This is a genomic window from Actinomadura kijaniata, assembly GCF_014138665.1.
GTDB classification, from domain to species: domain Bacteria; phylum Actinomycetota; class Actinomycetes; order Streptosporangiales; family Streptosporangiaceae; genus Spirillospora; species Spirillospora kijaniata.
Map to the genome: position 1 here is coordinate 141,031 of NZ_JACJIA010000002.1, position 19,867 is coordinate 160,897.

At 72.7% G+C, this 19,867-nt stretch carries 20 protein-coding genes; 17 read left to right on the forward strand and 3 right to left on the reverse strand.

Annotated elements, in window-relative coordinates; translation table 11 throughout:
- Positions 1–10 precede the first annotated feature (10 nt).
- Complete coding sequence (locus HNR61_RS07780; RefSeq protein WP_312897806.1) at positions 11–1,315, forward strand: GH1 family beta-glucosidase; 1,305 nt, start codon at positions 11–13, stop codon at positions 1,313–1,315.
- Here the strand turns inward: HNR61_RS07780 and HNR61_RS50425 are convergent.
- Complete coding sequence (locus tag HNR61_RS50425) at positions 1,305–2,054, reverse strand: GbsR/MarR family transcriptional regulator (RefSeq protein WP_376770250.1); 750 nt, start codon at positions 2,052–2,054, stop codon at positions 1,305–1,307. The two genes, HNR61_RS07780 and HNR61_RS50425, sit on opposite strands and share 11 nt — an antisense overlap.
- 182 nt (positions 2,055–2,236) lie before the next feature.
- Between HNR61_RS50425 and HNR61_RS07790 the strand changes: the two genes are divergently transcribed.
- The 7 genes from HNR61_RS07790 (at position 2,237) to HNR61_RS07820 (ending at position 8,997) form a co-directional block, all read left to right on the forward strand.
- A complete protein-coding gene (locus tag HNR61_RS07790; RefSeq protein WP_182842454.1) occupies positions 2,237–3,439 on the forward strand; it encodes a serine hydrolase domain-containing protein in 1,203 nt (400 codons plus the stop codon).
- A 63-nt stretch (positions 3,440–3,502) separates the two neighbouring features.
- On the forward strand, positions 3,503–4,225 hold the full coding sequence (locus HNR61_RS07795) for a class I SAM-dependent methyltransferase (protein ID WP_182842455.1): 723 nt from the start codon (positions 3,503–3,505) through the stop codon (positions 4,223–4,225).
- Between the two features lie 265 nt (positions 4,226–4,490).
- Positions 4,491–5,015 carry a toxin-antitoxin system HicB family antitoxin gene (locus tag HNR61_RS07800; protein ID WP_182842456.1) on the forward strand — a complete coding sequence of 175 codons (525 nt, stop codon included), beginning with the start codon at positions 4,491–4,493 and terminating at the stop codon, positions 5,013–5,015.
- Positions 5,016–5,099: 84 nt separating this feature from the next.
- Complete coding sequence (locus tag HNR61_RS07805) at positions 5,100–5,945, forward strand: DUF4097 family beta strand repeat-containing protein (RefSeq protein ID WP_182842457.1); 846 nt, start codon at positions 5,100–5,102, stop codon at positions 5,943–5,945.
- A gap of 28 nt (positions 5,946–5,973) precedes the next feature.
- Positions 5,974–6,948, forward strand: coding sequence for an ATP-binding cassette domain-containing protein (locus HNR61_RS07810; protein WP_182842458.1), 975 nt, complete (start codon positions 5,974–5,976; stop codon positions 6,946–6,948).
- Positions 6,945–7,748 carry an ABC transporter permease gene (locus HNR61_RS07815; protein ID WP_182842459.1) on the forward strand — a complete coding sequence of 268 codons (804 nt, stop codon included), beginning with the start codon at positions 6,945–6,947 and terminating at the stop codon, positions 7,746–7,748. Before HNR61_RS07810 ends, HNR61_RS07815 begins: the two co-directional genes overlap by 4 nt.
- Positions 7,749–7,791: 43 nt before the next feature.
- On the forward strand, positions 7,792–8,997 hold the full coding sequence (locus tag HNR61_RS07820; protein WP_182842460.1) for a cytochrome P450: 1,206 nt from the start codon (positions 7,792–7,794) through the stop codon (positions 8,995–8,997).
- Positions 8,998–9,509: 512 nt separating this feature from the next.
- Here HNR61_RS07820 and HNR61_RS07825 read toward each other — a convergent pair.
- Positions 9,510–10,847, reverse strand: a complete 1,338-nt coding sequence (locus HNR61_RS07825) for a cytochrome P450 (RefSeq protein WP_182842461.1) — start codon at positions 10,845–10,847, stop codon at positions 9,510–9,512.
- Between the two features lie 81 nt (positions 10,848–10,928).
- Between HNR61_RS07825 and HNR61_RS07830 the strand changes: the two genes are divergently transcribed.
- From HNR61_RS07830 to HNR61_RS07865, 8 genes are all read left to right on the forward strand, one after another.
- On the forward strand, positions 10,929–11,780 hold the full coding sequence (locus HNR61_RS07830; RefSeq protein WP_246442352.1) for an SAM-dependent methyltransferase: 852 nt from the start codon (positions 10,929–10,931) through the stop codon (positions 11,778–11,780).
- Between the two features lie 32 nt (positions 11,781–11,812).
- On the forward strand, positions 11,813–12,205 hold the full coding sequence (locus HNR61_RS07835) for a hypothetical protein (protein WP_182842462.1): 393 nt from the start codon (positions 11,813–11,815) through the stop codon (positions 12,203–12,205).
- A 351-nt stretch (positions 12,206–12,556) separates the two neighbouring features.
- A complete protein-coding gene (locus HNR61_RS07840) occupies positions 12,557–13,777 on the forward strand; it encodes a cytochrome P450 family protein (protein ID WP_182842463.1) in 1,221 nt (406 codons plus the stop codon).
- Positions 13,778–13,995: 218 nt separating this feature from the next.
- Positions 13,996–15,609, forward strand: coding sequence for a sensor histidine kinase (locus tag HNR61_RS07845; protein WP_246442355.1), 1,614 nt, complete (start codon positions 13,996–13,998; stop codon positions 15,607–15,609).
- Between the two features lie 146 nt (positions 15,610–15,755).
- Positions 15,756–16,160, forward strand: coding sequence for a roadblock/LC7 domain-containing protein (locus HNR61_RS07850; RefSeq protein ID WP_067825832.1), 405 nt, complete (start codon positions 15,756–15,758; stop codon positions 16,158–16,160).
- The gene (locus HNR61_RS07855; protein ID WP_182842464.1) at positions 16,157–16,519 is read left to right on the forward strand and encodes a DUF742 domain-containing protein; all 363 of its coding nucleotides are present in this window, start codon (positions 16,157–16,159) and stop codon (positions 16,517–16,519) included. Before HNR61_RS07850 ends, HNR61_RS07855 begins: the two co-directional genes overlap by 4 nt.
- The gene (locus HNR61_RS07860) at positions 16,500–17,162 is read left to right on the forward strand and encodes a GTP-binding protein (protein WP_376770251.1); all 663 of its coding nucleotides are present in this window, start codon (positions 16,500–16,502) and stop codon (positions 17,160–17,162) included. Before HNR61_RS07855 ends, HNR61_RS07860 begins: the two co-directional genes overlap by 20 nt.
- Positions 17,159–18,397, forward strand: a complete 1,239-nt coding sequence (locus HNR61_RS07865) for a cytochrome P450 (protein WP_182842465.1) — start codon at positions 17,159–17,161, stop codon at positions 18,395–18,397. Before HNR61_RS07860 ends, HNR61_RS07865 begins: the two co-directional genes overlap by 4 nt.
- Positions 18,398–18,471: 74 nt before the next feature.
- Here the strand turns inward: HNR61_RS07865 and HNR61_RS07870 are convergent, their stop codons facing one another.
- Entirely contained in the window at positions 18,472–19,017 is a 546-nt protein-coding gene (locus HNR61_RS07870) for a winged helix-turn-helix transcriptional regulator (RefSeq protein WP_182842466.1), read from the reverse strand.
- Positions 19,018–19,094: 77 nt separating this feature from the next.
- Between HNR61_RS07870 and HNR61_RS07875 the strand changes: the two genes are divergently transcribed.
- Positions 19,095–19,862, forward strand: coding sequence for a class I SAM-dependent methyltransferase (locus tag HNR61_RS07875; RefSeq protein WP_182842467.1), 768 nt, complete (start codon positions 19,095–19,097; stop codon positions 19,860–19,862).
- The last annotated feature ends 5 nt before the right edge of the window (positions 19,863–19,867 follow it).

Below are 19,867 nucleotides of genomic sequence, written 5' to 3' on the forward strand. Positions count from 1 at the left end.
TGTGTCGCCCGTGACGACGGACGCGGCCGGGCCCTCCGCCGCCGACTTCCCCGGCTCCTTCCGGTGGGGGGTGGCGACCTCCGCCTACCAGATCGAAGGGGCCGCGGCGCAGCACGGCCGCACCCCCTCGATCTGGGACACCTTCTGCCGGGTCCCCGGCGCCGTGGCGGGCGGTGACACCGGCGACGTCGCCTGCGACCACTACCACCGGATGCCCGAGGACGTGGCGCTCATCGCGGGCCTCGGCGTGGACACCTACCGCTTCTCGGTCTCCTGGCCCCGGGTCCAGCCGCACGGCCGAGGGCCGGCCAACGAGCGCGGTCTCGACTTCTACGACCGCCTGGTCGACGCGCTGCTGTCCGCCGGCGTCGACCCGTGGGTCACGCTCTACCACTGGGACCTGCCCCAGGCGCTGGAGGACGCGGGCGGCTGGCCCGAGCGCGACACCGCCCACCGCTTCGCCGACTACGCCATGCTCGTCTTCGACCGGCTCCACGACCGCGTGACGTCATGGACCACCCTCAACGAGCCCTGGTGCGTGGCGAACTACGGCTACGCCGACGGCGTCCACGCCCCCGGACGCCGCAACCGCGAGGCGGCCATGCACGCCGTCCACCACCTGCTGCTCGCCCACGGCGAGGCCGTCACCCGGATGCGCGCGGCCCGCGCGGACCGCGCGTACGGCATCACCCTCAACCTGACCCCGGCCGTCCCCCGCACCCCGGCCGACCGGGAGGCCGCCCGCCGCGCCGACGGCTTCGGGATCCGCATGTACCTGGACCCCCTCCTGCTGGGCCGCTACCCCGAGGACGTCCGTGCCGACCTGGAGCGCGAGGGCATCGAGCCGCCGGTCCGGGCCGACGACCCGGAGGTGATCGCCGCCCCGCTGGACGTGCTCGGCGTCAACTACTACTTCACCGAAACCGTCCGTTCCGGCGCCGCGCCCGTCCGCGAGGGCGCGACCACCGCGCTCGGCTGGCCCATCACCCCGGCCGGGCTGACCGACCTGCTCGTCCGGCTGCACCACGACTACCCGCCGGTCCCGATCGTCATCACCGAGAACGGCGGCGCGTTCGCCCCCGGACAGGACGACCACGACCGGATCGGCTTCCTGCGCGAGCACATCCGGGCCGTGGCCGCGGCCCGCGCCCGGGGCGTGGACGTGCGCGGCTACTTCGTGTGGACGCTCCTGGACAACTTCGAATGGGCGCACGGGTACGCCCCCGCCTTCGGCCTGGTCTCCGTGGACCGCGCGACCCTGCGACGCACCCCCAAACGGAGCGCCCTCTGGTACCGCGACTTCCTCAAGGGTTGACCTGGCCTCCACGCCCTCGCGCGTGCGGTCGGCGTCGGGGATCGCGTGGGCCGGTCGGGTCCCCTCCGGTCAGGAGGGCGCGCCAGCGGTCGGCTGACTCGATCATGTCCAGGCTGACGCGTTCCAGGAACGTCGCCGTCCTGGCCAGCCGCCGCCCCACGGGGCTGTCGAGTCCGTGCTCCTCCGCCACCGCCATCGTCGCCCGCACCGTCTCGATCGTCTGCGTCCTGCTGGTCACGATGGCGCGGTACCAGGCGTCGTCGTCGATCACGTAGATGTCGCGACGGCGCCGCGGATCGCGCTCGCGCCGGGCGTACCCGTGCTGGACCAGGAAGTTCACGGCCACGGAGACGGAGGCGGGGCTGACGTTCAGCCTGCGGGCCAGTTCGGCGGCGGTGCGCCTGCCGTCCTCGGCCAGCAGCAGGTCGTGGTGCACGCGCGCCGCCGTCCTCGGCATCCCCGCCCGCACCGCCATCTCGATGGTCTCCTGTTCCGCCGCGGCGACCGGCGGCACGGCCGCGCGCGGGGGCGCCGGCGTGCCGCGCCGGGCCCGCTGGACCGTCGCCTGGTGCGCCCGCTGGGGCCGGTAGCCGGCGGGGCCGCCGTTGCGTGCGATCTCGCGAGTGATCGTCGAGGCCGGCCGGTCGAGCCGCCGGGCGATCTCGCGGTAGGAGAGCCCGTCGTTGAGTCCGGCCGCGATGCGCTGGCGGTCCTGCTGGGTCAGTCGTCCTCCTGGCATGCCGCCAGTGTCGCCTTAACCTCCCTTCATTGCAACATGGTGTTGCCTTCGAACGCAGCGTCATTGCGCCAATTTATCGGCCGCTAGCTGGGCAAATGAGTTTCCATTGATTGACTCGAATGCGAACGCAACGTAGCTTTCGAGCTGCACGAAACACGTACTATCGCGAAGCGAGGATGGCGATGAACGAAATCCCCCGTACCGTCAGGATCTCCCGGCCGGTGACGGTCACGGCGCTGGCGGCCGGGCTGCTGGCCGGGGCGGTCGCACCCGGGGCGGCCGCCGCCGCCGGTCAGGATCGTCCGGAGGTGCGGAAGGCCGTCCAGGCGTTCGTCGACGCCGGTTTCGCCGGGATCCATGTGCGCGTGAACGACCAGCGGGGCGAGTGGGTCGGCAGCGCCGGGGTCCGCAAGCTGGGCAGCGCCGCGAAGCCGCCGACGAACGGGCTGTTCCGGGTGGGCAGCACCACCAAGGCCTTCACCGCAACCCTGGTGCTGCAACTGGTGGCCGAGGGCAGGATCGGGCTGGACACCCCGGTGGCCGACCACCTGCCCCAGTTCGAGCTGGACCGGCGGATCACGGTGCGGATGCTGCTCCAGCACACCAGCGGGGTGTACAACTACACCGGCGAGATCGACGCCGAGGGGAAGCCCGAACCGGGGCTCATCATGCCGGGCGAGGACCTGGTGGAGAAGCGGCTGCGCAGCTACCGGCCGGAAGAGCTGGTGCGGTTCGCGCTGTCCAGGCCGCCGCGGTTCGAGCCGGGGAAGCGCTGGAGCTACTCCAACACCAACTCCACGCTGGCCCAGCTGCTGATCGAGAAGATCACCGGCCGCTCCTACGCCGAGCAGATGAAGCGGCGCATCCTGCGGCCGCTCGCCCTGAGGCACACCGTGCCGCCGAGCACGCGGACGGGGATCCCCGGCCCGCACTCCCACGGCTACTACCGCTACCAGGACGCCACCGGCCGGTGGAAGGTCGTCGACGTCACCCGCCAGAACCCCACCTACCTGGGCGCCGCCGGTGGCATGATCTCCTCCTCCAAGGATCTCCACACGTTCTTCTCCGCGCTGAACGGCGGCAGGCTCCTGCCGTCCAGGCTGCTGACCGAGATGCGCAAGCCGCACCCCGGGAGCGGCGCGCTCAGCTACGGGCTGGGGGTGTCCGTGCAGGATCTGGGTCCGGGCTGCGGCACCGTCCTCCACCACAACGGCAGCGCCCTGGCGGGCTACGGATCGATCATGTACAGCACCCCCGACGGCAAGAGGACCCTGACCGGCTCGATCACCATGGGGGACGCCGCGATCGACCCGTCGCAGGCGTTCCCGAAGCTCCAGGAGAAGCTCCTGAAGGAGGTGTTCTGCGGCGGGCGGGCCACGAGCTGACCCGGCCGAGTCGGTCACCCCGCTCGCCGCCCGTAACGGATCACGGCGAAGTACGCTGGGGCGATGTTCTCGCCCCACGGCCCGTCCCTGCGTGAACTGGCGGTTCAGGCCTTGTCCTCGGTCGAGCACGGCTATGACCTGCTCGCTCCGAAGTTCGACCACACGCCCTTTCGCACTCCCGACGGCGTTCTCGACGCGACCACCGACGCCCTGCGCGCGTTCGGGCCGTTCGACCGGGGGCTGGACGTGTGCTGCGGCACCGGCGCGGGCATGCGGGCGCTCAAGCCCCTGTGCCGGGGACGGGTCACGGGCATCGACTTCAGCTCCGGAATGCTCGCGCAGGCGCGCGGCGCCCACCCGGACGCCGAGTGGGTGCAGGCCGACGTCCGGGCCCTGCCCTTCGCCGAGGCCTTCGACCTGGCGGTCAGCTTCGGAGCGTTCGGGCACCTGCTGCCCGCCGAACGGCCCGCGGTCTTCGCCGGGGTGCACCGCGCGCTGCGGCCCGGCGGGCTGTTCGCCTTCCCACTCGGCGCGCCGCCGCCCGTCACGTCGGGCTGGTACTGGGCGCTCCTCGGATTCGACCTGGCCATGCGGGTGCGGAACGCCGTGTGGCGTCCCCCGTTCGTCATGTACTACCGCACCTGGCCGCTGCGCGCGACCCGCGACGACCTGGCAGCGGCCGGGTTCACGGTGACGACGGTCCCCCTGGCGTCTCTCGGCAGGCGCGAGGACGGCAGTCCGCGCTACCGGCTCGTCCTCGCGCGCAAGGCCGGTAAGCCCGCCTGACGACGCACTCCGCAGGCCCGCGCATCGATACGAGCGCGGGCCTGCGCAGCGTGCTCCAGGACGACGCCTTGGACGTCAGGTCTCGGCACGGGATCGCACACACCTGACGTCACCGTGCCTCAACTGACGTCGAACCGATGACCTGCGTTTTTGCTTCTCTCAACGCTCTTTTGCTGCCACTCACGCGACATGCCGGGCACGGTCACGCATCTTCATGACGTCACTTTCGCTTGACCTGACGTCGCAGTGACGTCATAGTTGTGGCATGGACCTGATGCCGTATGTGGAGAGCCTCCGCCGCGAGCTCGCCGCCGCCGCCGAGGCGGGCGGTCCGGAGGCTCGCGCGCTGGCCGAGCGCCTCACCGGGGCCCTGGAGGCGGCCACCCGGCTCACCCTGCTGGAGGCGCTGTCGGCGGCGGCGGACGAGATCACCCGCGATCTCGCTCCGGGCTCGGTCGATGTGCGGCTGCGCGGCGGCGACCCGGCGTTCGTGGTGACGCCGCCGCAGCCGGGGCCGCCTCCGGGGAGCGCGGCCGACGGCGGGGCGGAGTTCGCGCGGGAGGCCGTGGCGCCGCCCGTCGAGGAGGGCGGCACCGCGCGGGTGACGCTGCGGCTGCCCGAGCACCTCAAGCTTCGGGTGGAGGAGGCGGCCGGGCGACAGGGCGTCTCGGTCAACGCCTGGCTGGTCCGCGCCATCTCCGCCGCGTTCGAGCCGGGCGCCGGGAGCCGTTCCGCCGAGCGGCCCCGGCCGCACCAGAGCGGGCGCGGCTACACCGGCTGGGTGCGCTAGCGGCACCCGCCCCGCCCTCGTCACCACCCATCGCCCGGCCCCGAGGCCGGGATACCGCACCGGACCCACGAGGAGGGTTCCGCCATGCCTGCTTTCGACACCCCCGGCCCCATCACCGCCGACATCGACGTCTACGTCGGCCAGGTCCGCATCCACGCCGAGGACCGCGCCGACACCGTGGTGGAGGTGCTTCCCAGCGATCCGTCCGCCGAGGCGAGCGTGCAGGCCGCCGAGCGGACGGTCGTCGAGTTCTCCGGCGGGCGGCTGCGGGTCAAGGGTCCGCGGCCCAGGGGCCTCGCGTACCTGCGCGCCTGGCGCGGCTCCATCGAGGTGACCGTCGGCCTGCCCGCCGGCTCCCGCCTTGAGGCCGAGGTCGCCGCGGACCTCATCGCCACCGGTCCGCTCGGTGAGGCCGTCCTGCGCAGCTCGTTCGGCGATCTGCGCCTGGAGGAGGCCGGTCCGCTGGAGGCCAGGGCGTCCAACGGCGACATCTCCGTGGACCGGGTGACCGGGCCCGTCGAGGTGAGCTGCTCCACCGGGGCGATCCGGCTCGGAGCCGTCACCGGCTCCGGCACGGTGAAGAACTCCACCGGCGCCATCACCGTGGGCGAGGTGGCCGGCGAGCTGCAACTGAAGACCGCCACCGGTGACATCACCGTCGACCGCGTGCTGGCCGACCTCACCGCCAAGAGCGCGCACGGCCGGATCCGGATCGGCGCGGCGGTGAGCGGCGCCCTCCGCCTGGAGAACGGCAGCGGCAAGGTCGCCGTCGGCATCGCCGAGGGCACGGCCGCCTGGCTGGACCTGCACTCCAAGAACGGCGTGGTGCGCAACACCCTGGCCGCCGCCGAAAGCCCCGAGGCCACCGACCTGGTCACCGAGGTGCACGCGCTCACCAACTACGGCGACATCGACATCCACCGTTCCTGACCCCCCGAACCCGCGCGAGGAGCCCCCCATGAGCGACGCGATCACAGCCGAAGGACTGGTCAAGAGATACGGCGAGGTGACGGCCCTGAACGGGCTGAGCTTCTCCGTCCCGCGAGGGACGGTGCTCGCCCTGCTCGGCCCGAACGGCGCCGGCAAGACCACGACGGTGCGGATCCTGACCACGCTGCTGCGCCCCGACGGCGGCCGCGCCACCGTCGCCGGATGCGACGTCGTCGCCGAGGCCCGGCGGCTGCGCTCCTACATCGGACTGTCCGGCCAGTACGCGGCCGTCGACGAGCACCTCACCGGCGCCGAGAACCTGGAGATGATCGGGCGCCTCTACCACCTGGGCGCCAGGCGCAGCCGGGCCCGCGCCCGCGAGCTGCTGGAACGCTTCGACCTCACCGGCGCCGCCGACCGTCCGGTGAAGGGCTACTCCGGCGGCATGCGGCGCCGCATCGACCTCGCCGGCGCGCTGGTCGCCAACCCGCCGGTGCTGTTCCTGGACGAGCCCACCACCGGCCTGGACCCCCGCGCCCGCGCCGCGCTGTGGGACACCATCTCCGAACTCGTCGCGGGCGGCAGCACGCTGCTGCTGACCACCCAGTACATGGAGGAGGCCGACCGCCTCGCCGACCAGATCATGGTGGTCGACCACGGTCGCGCCATCGCCCGCGGCACCGCCGACGAGCTGAAGGACCAGGTCGGCGGCAACCGCATCGAGCTGAGTGTGACCGACGCCGCCGAGCTGGAGGTCGCCCGGGACGCCCTCGCCTGGGTCGCCGTCGGCGCCATGCGGACCGTCCCCGAATCGCTCCAGATCACCGTCCCGGTCACCGACGGCCCCGAGTCGCTCCGCCACGCCCTCGGGCGGCTGGCCGACGCCGGGGTCCGGGTCCGGGACGCCGGGCTGCGGCGGCCCACCCTCGACGACGTCTACCTCACCCTGACCGGACACCGCGCGTCCGGCACCGACGAGCAGGTCCGGGAGGCCACCCGATGAACGCGCTCACCATGTCCGTCGCCGACGGCTGGACCATCGCCCGGCGCAACGCCCTGAAGATCAGGCGGTCGCCGGACCTGCTCGGCAGCGTCATCATGCTCCCGATCGTGCTGGTGCTGCTGTTCGCCTACGTCTTCGGCAGCGTCATCGACGTCCCCGGGATGTCGTACCGGGAGTTCCTGATCCCCGGCATCTTCGTCCAGGCCGTGATCTCGGGCGCGCAGATCACCGGTTACACGCTGACCCTGGACCTGCAGAAGGGCATCTTCGACCGGTTCCGCTCGCTGCCCATGGCCCCGTCCGCGGTGCTGACCGGCCAGACCTTCAGCGACCTGCTGATGAACCTCGCCAGCCTGGTCGTCATGGCGGTGATGGGTCTGATCGTCGGCTGGCGGGTGCACACCTCGCCCGTGGAGGCCGCCTTCGGGTTCGGGCTGCTGCTGCTGTTCGCCTACGCGTTCTCCTGGGTCACCGCGACCGTCGCGCTGAGCCTGCGCACCCCGGAGAGCTTCAACAACATCGCCACCATGGTGTCGCTCCCGCTGATGTTCGTCTCCAACGCCTTCCTCGACAGCTCCAGGCTGCCCACGCCGGTGCGCGTCGTCGCCGAGTGGAACCCCGTGTCCACCTTCACCCAGGCCGCGCGCGAGCTGTTCGGCAACACCAGCCCCGCGATGAAGACCTCCGACGCCTGGCCCCTCCAGCACGCCGTCCCGGTGTCGCTGCTCTGGATCGCCGTCATGCTCCTCGTGTTCGTCCCGCTGGCGACCCGCCTCTACAAGAAGGCCGTCAGCGCCTGACCAGCGGAGCCCGAACGCTTACCGACGAGAGTGAGGAACGGTCATGAGCGAATTCCCCCACACCGTCACGGCGCTGCCGGCCGAGCGCCGACCCGGCTGCCCGTTCGACCCGCCGGACGAGCTGATCGACGCCCGCCGGCACGGCCCCATCAGCCGCTTCACCTTCCCCGGCGGACGGCCCGGCTGGCTGGTCACCGGATACGACCTGGTCAGGTCGGTCCTGGCCGATCCGCGGTTCAGCTCGCGCCGGGAGCTGATGCCCCACCCGTTCATCGATCTCACCGGCGTGGAGGTCCCACCGGCGGCGCCCGGCGAGTTCCTCCTCATGGACGAGCCGCGGCACGGGCGCTACCGGAAACCGCTGGTGGGCAAGTTCACCGTACGGCGGATGCGGCTGCTCACCGAGCGCGTCGAGCAGATCACCGCCGAGCATCTGGACGCCATGGAGAAGGCCGGGCCGCCGGTGGACCTGGTGACCGCGTTCGCCCGGCCCGTCCCCGCCATCATGATCTGCGAGCTGCTGGGGGTGCCGTACCGGGACCGGGGCTCCTTCCAGGAGCAGATCGAGTCGCTGCTCGGCGGGGAGGCCGGGGACGAGGAGCAGATGGCGGCCTACACCGCGATCCAGGACCACCTCGCCGAGCTGGTGGCCGCCAAGCGCGCCCGTCCCACCGACGACGTGCTCAGCGACCTCACCGACGGCGACCTGACCGACGAGGAGCTGAAGGGGATCGGGCTGCTCCTGCTGGCGGCCGGGTTCGACACCACCGCGAACATGCTGGCGCTGGGCGCCTTCGCGCTGCTGCGCGACCCGGCGCAACTGGCCGCGCTGCGCGCCGATCCCGCGCTCACCGACCAGGCCGTGGAGGAGCTGCTGCGCTACCTGACCGTCGCCAAGACGTTCATGCGGACGGCGCTGGAGGACGTCGAGGTGGGCGGCCAGACGATCGAGGCCGGTACGGCGGTCATCCTGTCGTACAACACCGCCAACCGCGATCCCGAGCGCTTCACCGATCCCCACGTGCTCGACCTTCGGCGGCGGGAGGGCGGGCACCTGGCGTTCGGCCACGGCGTCCACCAGTGCCTGGGGCAGCAGCTGGCCCGCGTCGAGATGCGCGTCGCGTTCCCCGCGCTGTTCGGCCGCTTCCCCACCCTGCGCCTGGCCGTACCGGCCGAGGAGGTCGCCCTGCGCCCGGAGACCGCCGACGTCTACGGGGTGAAGAGCCTGCCGGTCACCTGGGACGCGTGACCGGCGAGCCGCGGAACCGCGAGGTCCCCCCTGTCGTCCGAATGCCCGGGAAGTTCCCGGCGCCGTTCCTCGGTCCATTCCGGGGACGCCGGGTCCCACTCGTGATGCTCGGGAGCGGAATTGCCCGCGACGAGGGCGAGACGCCCGCCCGAACAGGTCGCGTCCAGGGCGTGCGTTCGGTCCACACGTCGTTCCGGGAGTCGGCGCATACCACCAGAGGACGTCCGTCCACCTCGACCACCGCGAGGTCGTTGACGGGACTGCCGGACGGGACCGCGCCGCCTGGACCATTCGTTCGGATGAGATGCGGAGGATCGCAATGAACCGGATGAAAAGGCACCGGTTTTCCGGCGAACTTCCAATAGCCGCGGCAGGCCATGCGTCGGGGATTGGCTTGCCGCCGCGATGTTCGACTCAGTCCGAGTTGTTTTCGAAAGCGAGATGCCCGTACCGCCGAGGGGCTGTCGAGGCGGTGCGGGTCCTGCCTCGACAGCCGTGGGGCGGCGGAGGGTTCAGGCGTGGGCGGGCTCGCGCGGCGTGAGGTTCATGTGGATGTCCTCGGCGGCCCACAGGACGAAGCGTTCGATGGGCGTCACCGTCTGTTCGGAGGCCAGCTCGAAGTGGAAGCGCTTCAGCAGGATGGCCAGCACCAGCTGGGCCTCGACGACCGCGAGGGCGGCGCCCTCACAGCTACGCGGGCCGACGCCGAACGGGATGTAGGCGAGCCGGGGCCGCTGGGCCGACGCCTCCGCGGTGAACCGGTCGGGGTCGAACACCTGCGGGTCGGGCCAGTACTCGGGGTTCATGTGCACGGCCCAGAACGGGTAGAAGATGGTCGTGCCCGCGGGAACGGTGTACTCGCCGAGCACGAGGTCCTCGGTGGCCTCCCGCGCGCCGTACGGGCCCGGCGGGTACAGCCGCATCGTCTCCCTGAGCACCCGGTCCAGGTAGGTCAGCCTCCTGAGGTCGCCGTACTCGGGCACGGCGCGGTCGCCCAGGACCTGGTCCAGCTCGTCGACGACGCGCTTGGCCGCGTCGGGGTGCCGGGCCAGCAGGTACAGCGTCCAGGAGATGGCGACGCCGGTGGTGTGGTGGGCGGCCAGCATGGTCATCAGCACGGTGTCGCGGATCCGCGCCGGGGACTCGCCCGCCGCGGCCAGGGCGGCGATCAGGTCGCTGCGGTCGGCCCGCTCGTCGGCGCCGCGCTCGCGGTGGGCGGTGAGCACCTGGTCGACGGTCGCGCGCAGGTGGGCCAGGGCCCGTTCGGCGCCCGAGGTGTCCGCCCCGGGCGTCAGGTACGCGGTGAGCACCTCCTCGAACGCGGACACGACCCGCCCGGCCGCCTCCGGGGACTCCAGGCCGCTGCCGAGCGCGTACTGGCAGATCATGCGCAGGGACAGTTCGCTCAGGTCCCGCTGGAGGGCGACCGTGCCCTCGGCGGCGCGCTCGGCCCACCGGTCGGCCAGCTCGTCCGTCAGCGCGGCGAACCGCGCGAAGTGCGCCTCGTGCGAGGGCCGCCCGGCCAGCACCGACAGCATCACCCGGCGCCACGGGCCGTGCTCGTCGGCCGGGATCGTCTGCAGGTTGCCCGACTCCTGGAGGGGGGCCAGGAACTCGAAGAGCTTCTCGGGCCGCTTGTTGATCTTCGCGGTGGCCTCCAGCAGCACCGGATCGGCGACCGACACCGCCATGCCCGCGCCGGGCAGCGGGAACCGGACCACCGGCCCGTATTCCGCGTGAAGTTTCAACTGATAGTTGTGCAGCCCTCCGGCGGCCGCGACGGCGTCGACGCCGTCGCCCTCCGCGGGGGGTCCAGGGATCTGCGATGGGGTGGTGCCGTCGCCTCGCATTTGCGCTCTCCCACGTCAGAATCTTCGATTCGGTTGTTCCGGGATGGCCGCAATGCTTTCATGTTCTGGACACTTCACGATATGGCCGGAGTTGAAATCACTGCCATGCAGGCCGGGGAGAAGACACTGAGCGCCGTCGACCCGCAGACGCCCAACGTCCCGCGGATGTACGACTACCTGCTCGGGGGCAAGGACAATTACGCCGTCGACCGGGAGGCCGTGGCGGAGGTGGTCCGGCACGCGCCCGACACCCCGTTCATGGCGCGCGAGAACCGCGCCTTCCTGCGGCGCGCGGTGCGGTTCCTGGCCCAGTCCGGCATCCGGCAGTTCATCGACCTCGGCTCGGGCCTGCCGACCCAGGGCAACGTGCACGAGATCGCCCACCAGGTCGCCCCCGACGCCCACGTCGTGTACGTCGACGTGGAGCCGATCGTGCTGACCCACGGGCGGGCGCTGCTGGCCAACAAGCCGGAGGTGACCGTCATCCAGGGCGACATCCGGCGCATCGACGAGATCCTGAGCGATCCCGAGCTGGGCAGGCTCATCGACTTCGACCGGCCGGTCGCGGTGCTGATGCTGGCGGTGCTGCACTTCATCGACGACGAGTACGACCCGCCCGGGATCGTGGAGCGGATCCGCGCCGCCATGGCGCCCGGCAGCTATCTGGCGGTGTCGCACGTGACCGGTGACTTCGACACCGACAGCAGGGTCCAGGACGCGGCCGCGGCGTACGAGAAGGCCACGAACCAGATCACCCTGCGCAGCCGCGCGCAGGTCCTGCGGCTGTTCGACGACCTGGAGCTGGTGGAGCCGGGCCTGACCACCCTGTCGATGTGGCGTCCCGACCCGGGCGCGACCGTCCCGCTCGGCGCCGAACGCCAGTGGTGCTACGCGGGCGTGGGGCACAAGGCCGGGGTGCCGGGCGGCCGGTAGCCGGGCCGGGCACCCTGGTATCCACGTCGGGTATGCGCACCGTTCGCCTCCAGGGGCCCCTCTTCCACGTCACCGAGGATCCGGACCAGGTCATCGGCGACTTCCTGGGGTTCGCCCTCTCGCTGCGGAACCTCTCCGGCCGCCTCACGGCCGAGGAGCTCCACGAACGCTTCCGCCCCGGCGGGAGCGGCATGCGCCTCCCCGACGTGTTCGCGGCCTACCGGGCCCGGGAGAGCGACGCCGTCCCTCCCGAGTTCGACGGGTGGGAGGCCGAGGACCTGGAGCGCAGGGAGCTGTGGGTGCTCACGCGTCTCCGCTTCGGCGAGTCGTCGCCCTCCGCCCTCGTCGAGGGCCCCGAGTTGCGGCACCTGCTGGACCGGGCCCTCGCGCTGCGCGGCGATGGGAGCGAGGGGCTGTTCCTTTAGTGCCCTGGCACTAAAGGAGCCGCGCAAAAGCCGTTGCCGGGTTTCGAAAGGCGGCGGGAAAACGCGCCGGGCCCCGATCACCACGGCGGCACCAGGAGGCGGCGATGGTCCTCGACCCGGGGCGCCAGCTTCCGACATTTCAGGCTAAATGACCAAAGGTGATGAGGTTCTCGGCGCGTCGAATCTCCTGACATAACGCTGGCCAAAGGCCGGCCGCGCCCCGCGCGGCGCCCCCGGGGCGTCACGATCGTCGCGTCGTTCGCCTCGCGAATGCCTTGCCTCGGGATGATCAAGAGGGATATTGATGAACAGCCGTCACTTACCACCTCCCTTACTTCCAGATGGGGACGAATGACAACGCGCCTGCCCTCCTTCCCTGCCGCCGACGAAGCGCCCCTCGACACCTGCCTCCGGCTGCGGGAGATCGCCCCCGTGGTCCAGGTGGAGTTCCCCGGGGGCGTCCCCGCCTACCTGGCACTGACCCACAACGCCGTACGGGAGATCCTCGCCGGGGACAACCGGACCTTCCTGCGGGACCCGAAGCACTGGCCCGCCCTGCACGACGGGTCGATTCCCGAGGACTGGCCGCTGCGCGCCATCGTCCAGGGCGGTCACCTGTCCACCATGGACGGCGGCGACCACCGGCGGCTGCGCGGCCTGGTCGGCAAGGCGTTCACGCCCGCGCGGGTGCAGGTGTTGCGGCCGCGCATCCAGCAGATCGTGGACGGCCTGCTCGACGACGTGACGGCCGCCGGCGACGGCGTCGACCTGGTGCCCACCTTCACCGAGGCGCTGCCGATATCGGTGATCTGCGAGCTGTTCGGCGTGCCCGCCGGGGAACGGCCCGACGTGCGCCGGTGGACCGCCGCGCTGCTGGCGCACACCACCTCGCCGGAGGAGGCGTTCGCGACGCAGAACGCCCTGCAGGGCTACCTGCACGAGCTGGCGGAGCGCAAGCGGCGGACGCCCGGCGACGACCTCACCTCCGGCCTGGTCCAGGCGCGCGACGAGGGCGACCGGCTCACCACCGACGAGCTGGTCGGCGTGCTGTGGCTGATGCTCGTCGCGGGCCACGAGACCACCGTCCACCTGCTCGGCAACGCCGTCGTGGCGCTGTCCCAGAACCCCGACCAGCTCGCGCTGGCCAAGGCCGGGGACCGGTGGGACGACGTGGTCGAGGAGACCCTGCGCTACCGCCACTCGGTGATGATGACCAGCTTCCGCTTCACCGCGGAGGACGTGACCATCGCCGGGGTGCCCATCCCCAAGGGGCAGGCGGTCGGCGTGCTCTACCAGGCGAGCGGCCTCGACCCGGCGGAGCACGGCGAGGACGCGGACCGGTTCGACATCACCCGGGAGCGCGACGGGCGCCTCAGCTTCGGCCACGGCCCCCGGTTCTGCATCGGCGCGTCGCTGGCCCGGATGGAGGGGCGGCTGGCGCTCGCCGCGCTGTACCGGCGGGTGCCCGACCTGGCCCTCGCCATCGACCCGGACGACATCCCCTACTCGCCGTCGTTCTTCACGGTCGGCCCGCTCTCCCTGCCGGTCACCCTCGGCGACGTCAGGCCCTGAACCGCCGTCCCGCCCGGCGGTTCCGGCCGCCGGGCGGGCCCCGCGCGGCCCGGTCCGGAACGCGCCGACCGACGTGCCCGCAATAGATCGATTTCTATGACCCCCCGCACGCGCGAACGTTATGGTGCATCCAGATCGCTCCTTTCCGTTATGGCCGCCGTGCGACGGGTCGAGAGAGTCCAGCGCGCCAGTCACCAACGCTCACAAGGACACGATGGATGGCAACACGAGCAGGTCGGGCACCCGTCGAGCGCGCCGCGCTGGAACGCGCGTTCTGGACCTGGATGATCACGGCGATCGTCGTCGGCGGCGCCCTGCTGGGAACGCTCCTGGCGGTGGACGGGCAGTCGCGCACGCTGGTCGCGGCGGGCGGCGGCGTGGCGGCGCTGCTCGTCAGCCTGGCCATCGGGGTGGCGGCCTACCAGGCCGAGTACGCGCGGAGCTTCCGTGACCGGCTGGCCTGGGTGGAGAACGAGGGCGACCTGCTGGAGCACCGGCTCCGGGAGCTGGTCGACGGGCCGCTTCCCGCGCTGATCGAACGGCTCCACGCGGGGGCCGCCCCGGACGAGACCCTGGCCGAGCTGCGGGCCGTCCCGGACCACCTGCTGGGCCGGCTGGTGCGCATGGTGGCGGAGGGCGTCGCCGCGAGCGAGCACGGCGCGGCGCGGGCCAGGGCCGAGCTGGCCGCGCTGGAGGGCGAGGTCGCGCGGCTGGCCGACACGACGCTGCCCGCCCTGATCGACCGGATCCGCCGGGACCGCGTCTCGGCGGCGTCCGCGCTGGCCGACCTGCCGGCGCCCGAGCACGCGGCGCTGGAACGGCTCCTGCGCGAGTTCGCCGACAACCTCGCCGCGGGCGAGCGCACCAGGGCGTCGGCCATGGCGGCCTGCGCGAGCGCGGCGGCGCGGATCCAGGCGCAGACCACCCGCATGCTCGCCCAGCTGCGCGAGCTGGAGGACCGCTACAACGAGGACGAGGTCTTCGGCGACCTGCTCGACCTCGACCACCACGTCTCCCAGCTGGGACGCCTGGCCGACAGCATCGCGCTGCTCAGCGGCGGCCGTTCGGGACGGCGCTGGACCAAGCCCATCAAGCTGGAGAGCGTCATCCGCGGCGCCATGGGCCGGATCGCCTCCTACCAGCGCGTCCAGTACCACTCGACCAGCACCGCCGCCGTCGTCGGGTTCGCCGCCGAGGGCGTCATGCACGCGCTGGCCGAGCTGATGGACAACGCCGCCAACTTCTCCCCGCACGGCAGCGCCGTGCACGTCTACGCCGAGGAGGAGGACGCGGGCGTCGTCGTCACCATCGAGGACAGCGGTCTCGGCATGCGGCAGCGCGAGCGGGAGCGCGCCGAGCGGCTGGTGTCGGAGACCGCCGACCTGACGTCGCTGCCCGGCACCCGGCTGGGGCTGGCGGTGGTCGGCCGGCTGGCGGGCAAGCACGGCCTGCGGGTGAGCTTCCGGCCGTCCTCGCGCGGCGGCATCGGCGTGGTCGTGCTGATCCCGCGCCAGCTCATCACCCACTCCGCCGCCGACGCCACCCGGACGACGCTGGCGGAGTCCGTCCGGAGCGCGCCCCGCGGCGTCCCGGCGCCCGCCCGCGAACCCGCCGGCGCCATGGCCCCGGCGGCGGCGCCGGGCGCCCCCGACACGTCGTACCTGCCCAAACGCCGTCGCGGCGCCACGCTCACCGGGACGGTCGAGCCGCCGGCGGCGCAGGCGCCCCCGCCCCGCGATCCGGGGGCGCGGTTCGCCGCGTTCCGCCAGTCCGGCTCGGGGCGCCACCGCACGACCGGCGACACCGCGTCCGCCCACGAACCCGACCAGTAGGACCCATGGCCCGGCGGACCGTTCCGCGTCCGGGCCGCCGGGCCGGCCGGACCCGGCACCCCCGTCCGGACCGCAGGATCGACAGATAGGAGGCAGGGGCGCGCATCCGCGGCGGGCGTCGCGGCGGGGAGCGTCCCGTGATCTTGATGAGCACCGATGAACGCCAACTCGACTGGCTGCTGGCGTCCCTCGCGGATCGGGCCCCCGGCGTCCAGCACGTCCTGGTGCTGTCCCGGGACGGTCTGAAGATCTGCCACACCCCGGGGCTGGACGACGACCGGGCCGACCAGCTCGCGGCCATCGCCTCGGGGATCCAGAGCCTGTCCATGACCGCCTCCCACGAGTTCGGCACCGGCGTCGGCGCCGGCCAGTCGATGATGGAGTTCGTCGGCGGGCTGCTGCTGATCATCCCGGCCGGGGCGGGGGCCCATCTGGCCGTGGTGGCCCACGAGGACGCCGACGTCGGCCTGGTCGGGCACAGCATGAACGAGCTGGTGGAGCAGATCGGCGGCTACCTGACCGCGGCGCCGCGCACCGCCTCGTCGAGATGAACCCGCGCCCCCTGGATTTCGACGACCCCGACCGGCTCTACATCGTGACCGGTGGCCGCAGTCGGGTCGACGACGACGCCCTCGACCTGGTCACGCTGGTCGTCGCCGAGAACGACCCGGCGTCCGGCATGCAGTCCGAGCACGTCGCGATCCTGCGGCTGTGCCGCCACGAGCCGGTGGCGGTGGTCGAGCTGTCCTCCCATCTGAGGCTGCCGGTGAGCGTGGTGAAGATCCTGCTGCTCGACCTGCGCGACACCGGTCACATCACCGTCCGCCATCCGACGTCGGCCACCACGGTGAACCACCCGGCCGACCTGGAAACGTTGAAGCAGGTGCTCGTTGGACTCGAAGCCCTCTGACCAGCCGGCGGCGCCCGGAGCCGGCGGCGCTCCGGCCGGGCCCGCGGGCGAGGTGCCGCTGCGCCGCACCGTGCGGGACGCGCTGAAGATCGTGATCGTGGGCGGGTTCGGCGTCGGGAAGACCACCATGGTCGGCTCGGTCTCCGAGATCCGCCCGCTGAGCACCGAGGAGGTCATGACGGAGGTCGGCGTCGGCATCGACGACGTCGCCCGCGTCGCCGACAAGCGGACCACCACGGTCGCGTTCGACTTCGGCCGGATCTCCCTGGACGACCACCGCGTGCTCTACCTGTTCGGCGCCCCCGGCCAGCAGCGGTTCTGGTTCATCTGGGACCAGCTTTTCTCCGGCAGCCTGGGCGCGGTGGTGATGGTGGACACGCGCCGCCTGGAGGACTCCTTCTACCCGCTCGACCGGCTGGAGCACCACAGGATGCCGTTCGTGGTGGCGGTCAACCGGTTCGACGGCCCCGGTCCGCAGCCCTCGCTGGAGCGGGTGCGCGACGCGCTGTCGCTGCCCGGGAACGTCCCGCTGGTCGACTGCGACGCCCGGCTCCGGGAGTCCTGCAAGGGCGTGCTGATCACGCTCGTCCGGCACCTCGCCACGCTCCACGACCCCACCGCGCTCCAGGAGGCCGCGCAGTGACCCACGAGACCGCCCGGCCGCCCGCCGAGGAGGGCGCCGTCCGCCTGTACGGGGAGGAGTTCGACCAGCGGTCGAAGGACTTCTTCGAGCGGATGCGGCGCGAGCACGGCCCGGTCGTGCCCGTCCTGCTCGAAGGCGACATCCCCGCCTGGTACGTGATCGGGTACCGGGAGGTCAACCACGTCACCGGCAACCCGGCCCTGTTCGCCCGCGACACCCGCCGCTGGAACGCCTGGGACCTGGTCCCCGAGAACTGGTCGCTGCTGCCGTTCGTCGGGTGGAACCCGTCGGTGCTGCTCGCCGAGGGCGAGGAGCACCAGCGGCGCAGCGCCGCGATCAGCGACGCGCTGGACGCCGTGGACCGCACCGAGCTCGGCGACAGCTGCGAGCGCACCGCCGACGCGCTGATCGACGAGTTCGCCGGGGACGGCGAGGCCGACCTGATCAGCCGGTTCGCCGACCGGCTCCCGCCGCTGGTGATGGCCCGGCTGTTCGGCGTCCCGGACGCCGAGGTGCCCGACATGATCCGCGACATCCAGTACGTGGCGGGCTCCGACGAGAACGCGGTCCCGGCGCACCAGCGGCTCCAGGAGATGATGCGCGCGCTGGCCGCGTCCCGCCGGGCGCGCCCCGGGCCGGACGTCACCTCCCGCCTGCTGGAGCACTCCGCGTACGACGCCACCGACGACCTGGTCAACGACCTGCTGATCATGCTGAGCGCCGGGCACCTGCCCACCGGCCACTGGATCGGCAACACGCTGCGGCTGATGCTGGTCGACGAGCGGTTCGCCGTGACGCTCCAGGGCGGCCGCGGCAGCGTCGCCCAGGCGCTCAACCAGGTGCTGTGGGAGGACACCCCGTCCCAGAACAACATCGGGCGCTTCGCCGTGCACGCCTGCGAGCTGGCCGGGCGCAGGATCCGTCCGGGCGACATGCTGATCCTGGGCTGGGCCGCGGCCAACGCCGACCCCCAGGTGCAGCCCCCCGCGCACGGCGTCGGCGTCGGCAACCGCGCCCACCTGTCGTTCGGTCACGGCGACCACGGGTGCCCCTTCCCCGCCCCCGAGCTGGCCGAGGTCATCGCCAGGACGGCGGTCGAGGTGCTGCTCGACCGGCTGCCCGACATGGAGCTGGCGGTCGAGGCCGACGAGCTGCTGTGGCTCCCGTCGTTCTGGGTCCGCCGCCTGGCCTCCCTGCCGGTCAGGTTCAGCCCGGCCGCGGCGCCGGGGCGGTGAGGGGCCGGGCCGGGCGGGGTTGAGGGACGGGCCCGCGGCGGGGCCACGGATCCCCCGCCCGGGGCGCCTCGCCCTCAGGGGGTGCCGGTCGGGGCGTTCCGGTCCTTCTCGGCGGGGAGGGCGCGGGACGCGATCAGGGGGGCCAGCACGCGGGTGCCGGGGCCGACGCGGCCGCCGGGGCCCGGGAGCTGGGTCGTGGTGTCGAGGGTCAGCTCGCCGCCGCAGTGCTCGCAGACGGTCACCGGTGTCGTGTCGCGGTCGCAGCCGTGGTGGTGGACGCGCGCGGGCGGTCCGCCCTCGTGGGCGGAGTACCAGCGGTCCCCCCAGGCCATCAGGGCCAGCAGGACCGGGTACAGCTCCCGGCCCTTGCGCGTCGGGCGGTAGTGGTGGCGGGGCGGGTGGTCCTGGTAGGGCTCGCGTTCCAGCACGCCCTCCTCGACGAGGCGGGCCAGCCGCGCCGCCAGCACCTTGCGGGAGATCCCGAGGTCGGTGACCAGGTCGTCGAAGCGGGTCACGCCGACGAGGACGTCGCGCATGATCAGGGCCGTCCAGGCATCGCCGAACAGGTCGGTGGCGCGGGCGATGGAGCAGGCCACATCGCCCAGCGGGGTGCGGTTCACAACGCCCACCCTATCTGAGTTCCTTGAGGGAACCCACTGTGTTAGGTTCCCTCAAGGAACTCACAGGGAGGGCGGGCATGACGATCGCCGAGCTGGACACCGAGGCCCCCGGGACCGTCGACGGCAGGCAGCTGCGGGCCGTCGCCTTCCACCGGGTCCGGATGGAGTACGTGGACGGGGTGCTGGCGCGCACCGGCACCGCCCCGGCGGGCCTGCGCGCGGCCGTGCTCGGGGGCGGGCGCGGCGCGGTGGCGCTCGGGCTCGCGCGGCTCGGCATGGACGTGGTGTCGGTGGACCCGTCCCCGGCCGCGACCGCCATGGCCCGCGCCGCCGTCGCGCGCGCCGGGCTGCCGGTCGAGGCGCGCACCGCCCCCGCCGAGGCGCCGGGACTGCCCGAGGGCGGCTTCGACCTGGTGTACGTCGCCGACACCTTCGAGGTCGCCGGCGACCTGGACGCGGTCGCCGCGAGCGCCGCCCGCCTGCTGGCCCCGCGCGGGACCCTCGTCTACGACACGGTGAACCGGACGTGGGTGTCCCGGCTCATCTACCTGGGGGCGTTCCAGGCCGTCCCGATGACGCGGATCATGCCCGCCGGGCGCTACGCGCGCGAACGGCTGCGGCCGCCCGCCGAGGTCGAGGTCGCGCTCGCCGCGCACGGGCTGCGCGTCGAGGACGTGTGCTCCTTCAAGCCCACCCGCGCGCTCGACCTCGTGACGGCCGCGCTCGCCCGGCGCAGGGGACGGATCGGCGACGAGGAGATCCCGGGGAGGGTCGAGTTCGTCCTCGACCCGAAGGGCGCGCCCGTCGTCACCTACCTGGGGTACGCGCGCGGGGTCACGGGCTGACGCCG

Bases quoted from the DNA above. Each gene is read 5' to 3' on its own strand.
- HNR61_RS07840 (WP_182842463.1), top strand. From the start codon at position 12,557: ATGACAACGCGCCTGCCCTCCTTCCCTGCCGCCGACGAAGCGCCCCTC.
- HNR61_RS50425 (WP_376770250.1), bottom strand. From the start codon at position 2,054: ATGCCAGGAGGACGACTGACCCAGCAGGACCGCCAGCGCATCGCGGCC.
- HNR61_RS07845 (WP_246442355.1), top strand. From the start codon at position 13,996: ATGGCAACACGAGCAGGTCGGGCACCCGTCGAGCGCGCCGCGCTGGAA.
- HNR61_RS07805 (WP_182842457.1), top strand. From the start codon at position 5,100: ATGCCTGCTTTCGACACCCCCGGCCCCATCACCGCCGACATCGACGTC.
- HNR61_RS07875 (WP_182842467.1), top strand. From the start codon at position 19,095: ATGACGATCGCCGAGCTGGACACCGAGGCCCCCGGGACCGTCGACGGC.
- HNR61_RS07800 (WP_182842456.1), top strand. From the start codon at position 4,491: ATGGACCTGATGCCGTATGTGGAGAGCCTCCGCCGCGAGCTCGCCGCC.
- HNR61_RS07795 (WP_182842455.1), top strand. From the start codon at position 3,503: ATGTTCTCGCCCCACGGCCCGTCCCTGCGTGAACTGGCGGTTCAGGCC.
- HNR61_RS07830 (WP_246442352.1), top strand. From the start codon at position 10,929: ATGGCCGGAGTTGAAATCACTGCCATGCAGGCCGGGGAGAAGACACTG.
- HNR61_RS07855 (WP_182842464.1), top strand. From the start codon at position 16,157: ATGAACCCGCGCCCCCTGGATTTCGACGACCCCGACCGGCTCTACATC.
- HNR61_RS07790 (WP_182842454.1), top strand. From the start codon at position 2,237: ATGAACGAAATCCCCCGTACCGTCAGGATCTCCCGGCCGGTGACGGTC.
- HNR61_RS07825 (WP_182842461.1), bottom strand. From the start codon at position 10,847: ATGCGAGGCGACGGCACCACCCCATCGCAGATCCCTGGACCCCCCGCG.
- HNR61_RS07850 (WP_067825832.1), top strand. From the start codon at position 15,756: ATGAGCACCGATGAACGCCAACTCGACTGGCTGCTGGCGTCCCTCGCG.
- HNR61_RS07820 (WP_182842460.1), top strand. From the start codon at position 7,792: ATGAGCGAATTCCCCCACACCGTCACGGCGCTGCCGGCCGAGCGCCGA.
- HNR61_RS07810 (WP_182842458.1), top strand. From the start codon at position 5,974: ATGAGCGACGCGATCACAGCCGAAGGACTGGTCAAGAGATACGGCGAG.
- HNR61_RS07835 (WP_182842462.1), top strand. From the start codon at position 11,813: ATGCGCACCGTTCGCCTCCAGGGGCCCCTCTTCCACGTCACCGAGGAT.
- HNR61_RS07815 (WP_182842459.1), top strand. From the start codon at position 6,945: ATGAACGCGCTCACCATGTCCGTCGCCGACGGCTGGACCATCGCCCGG.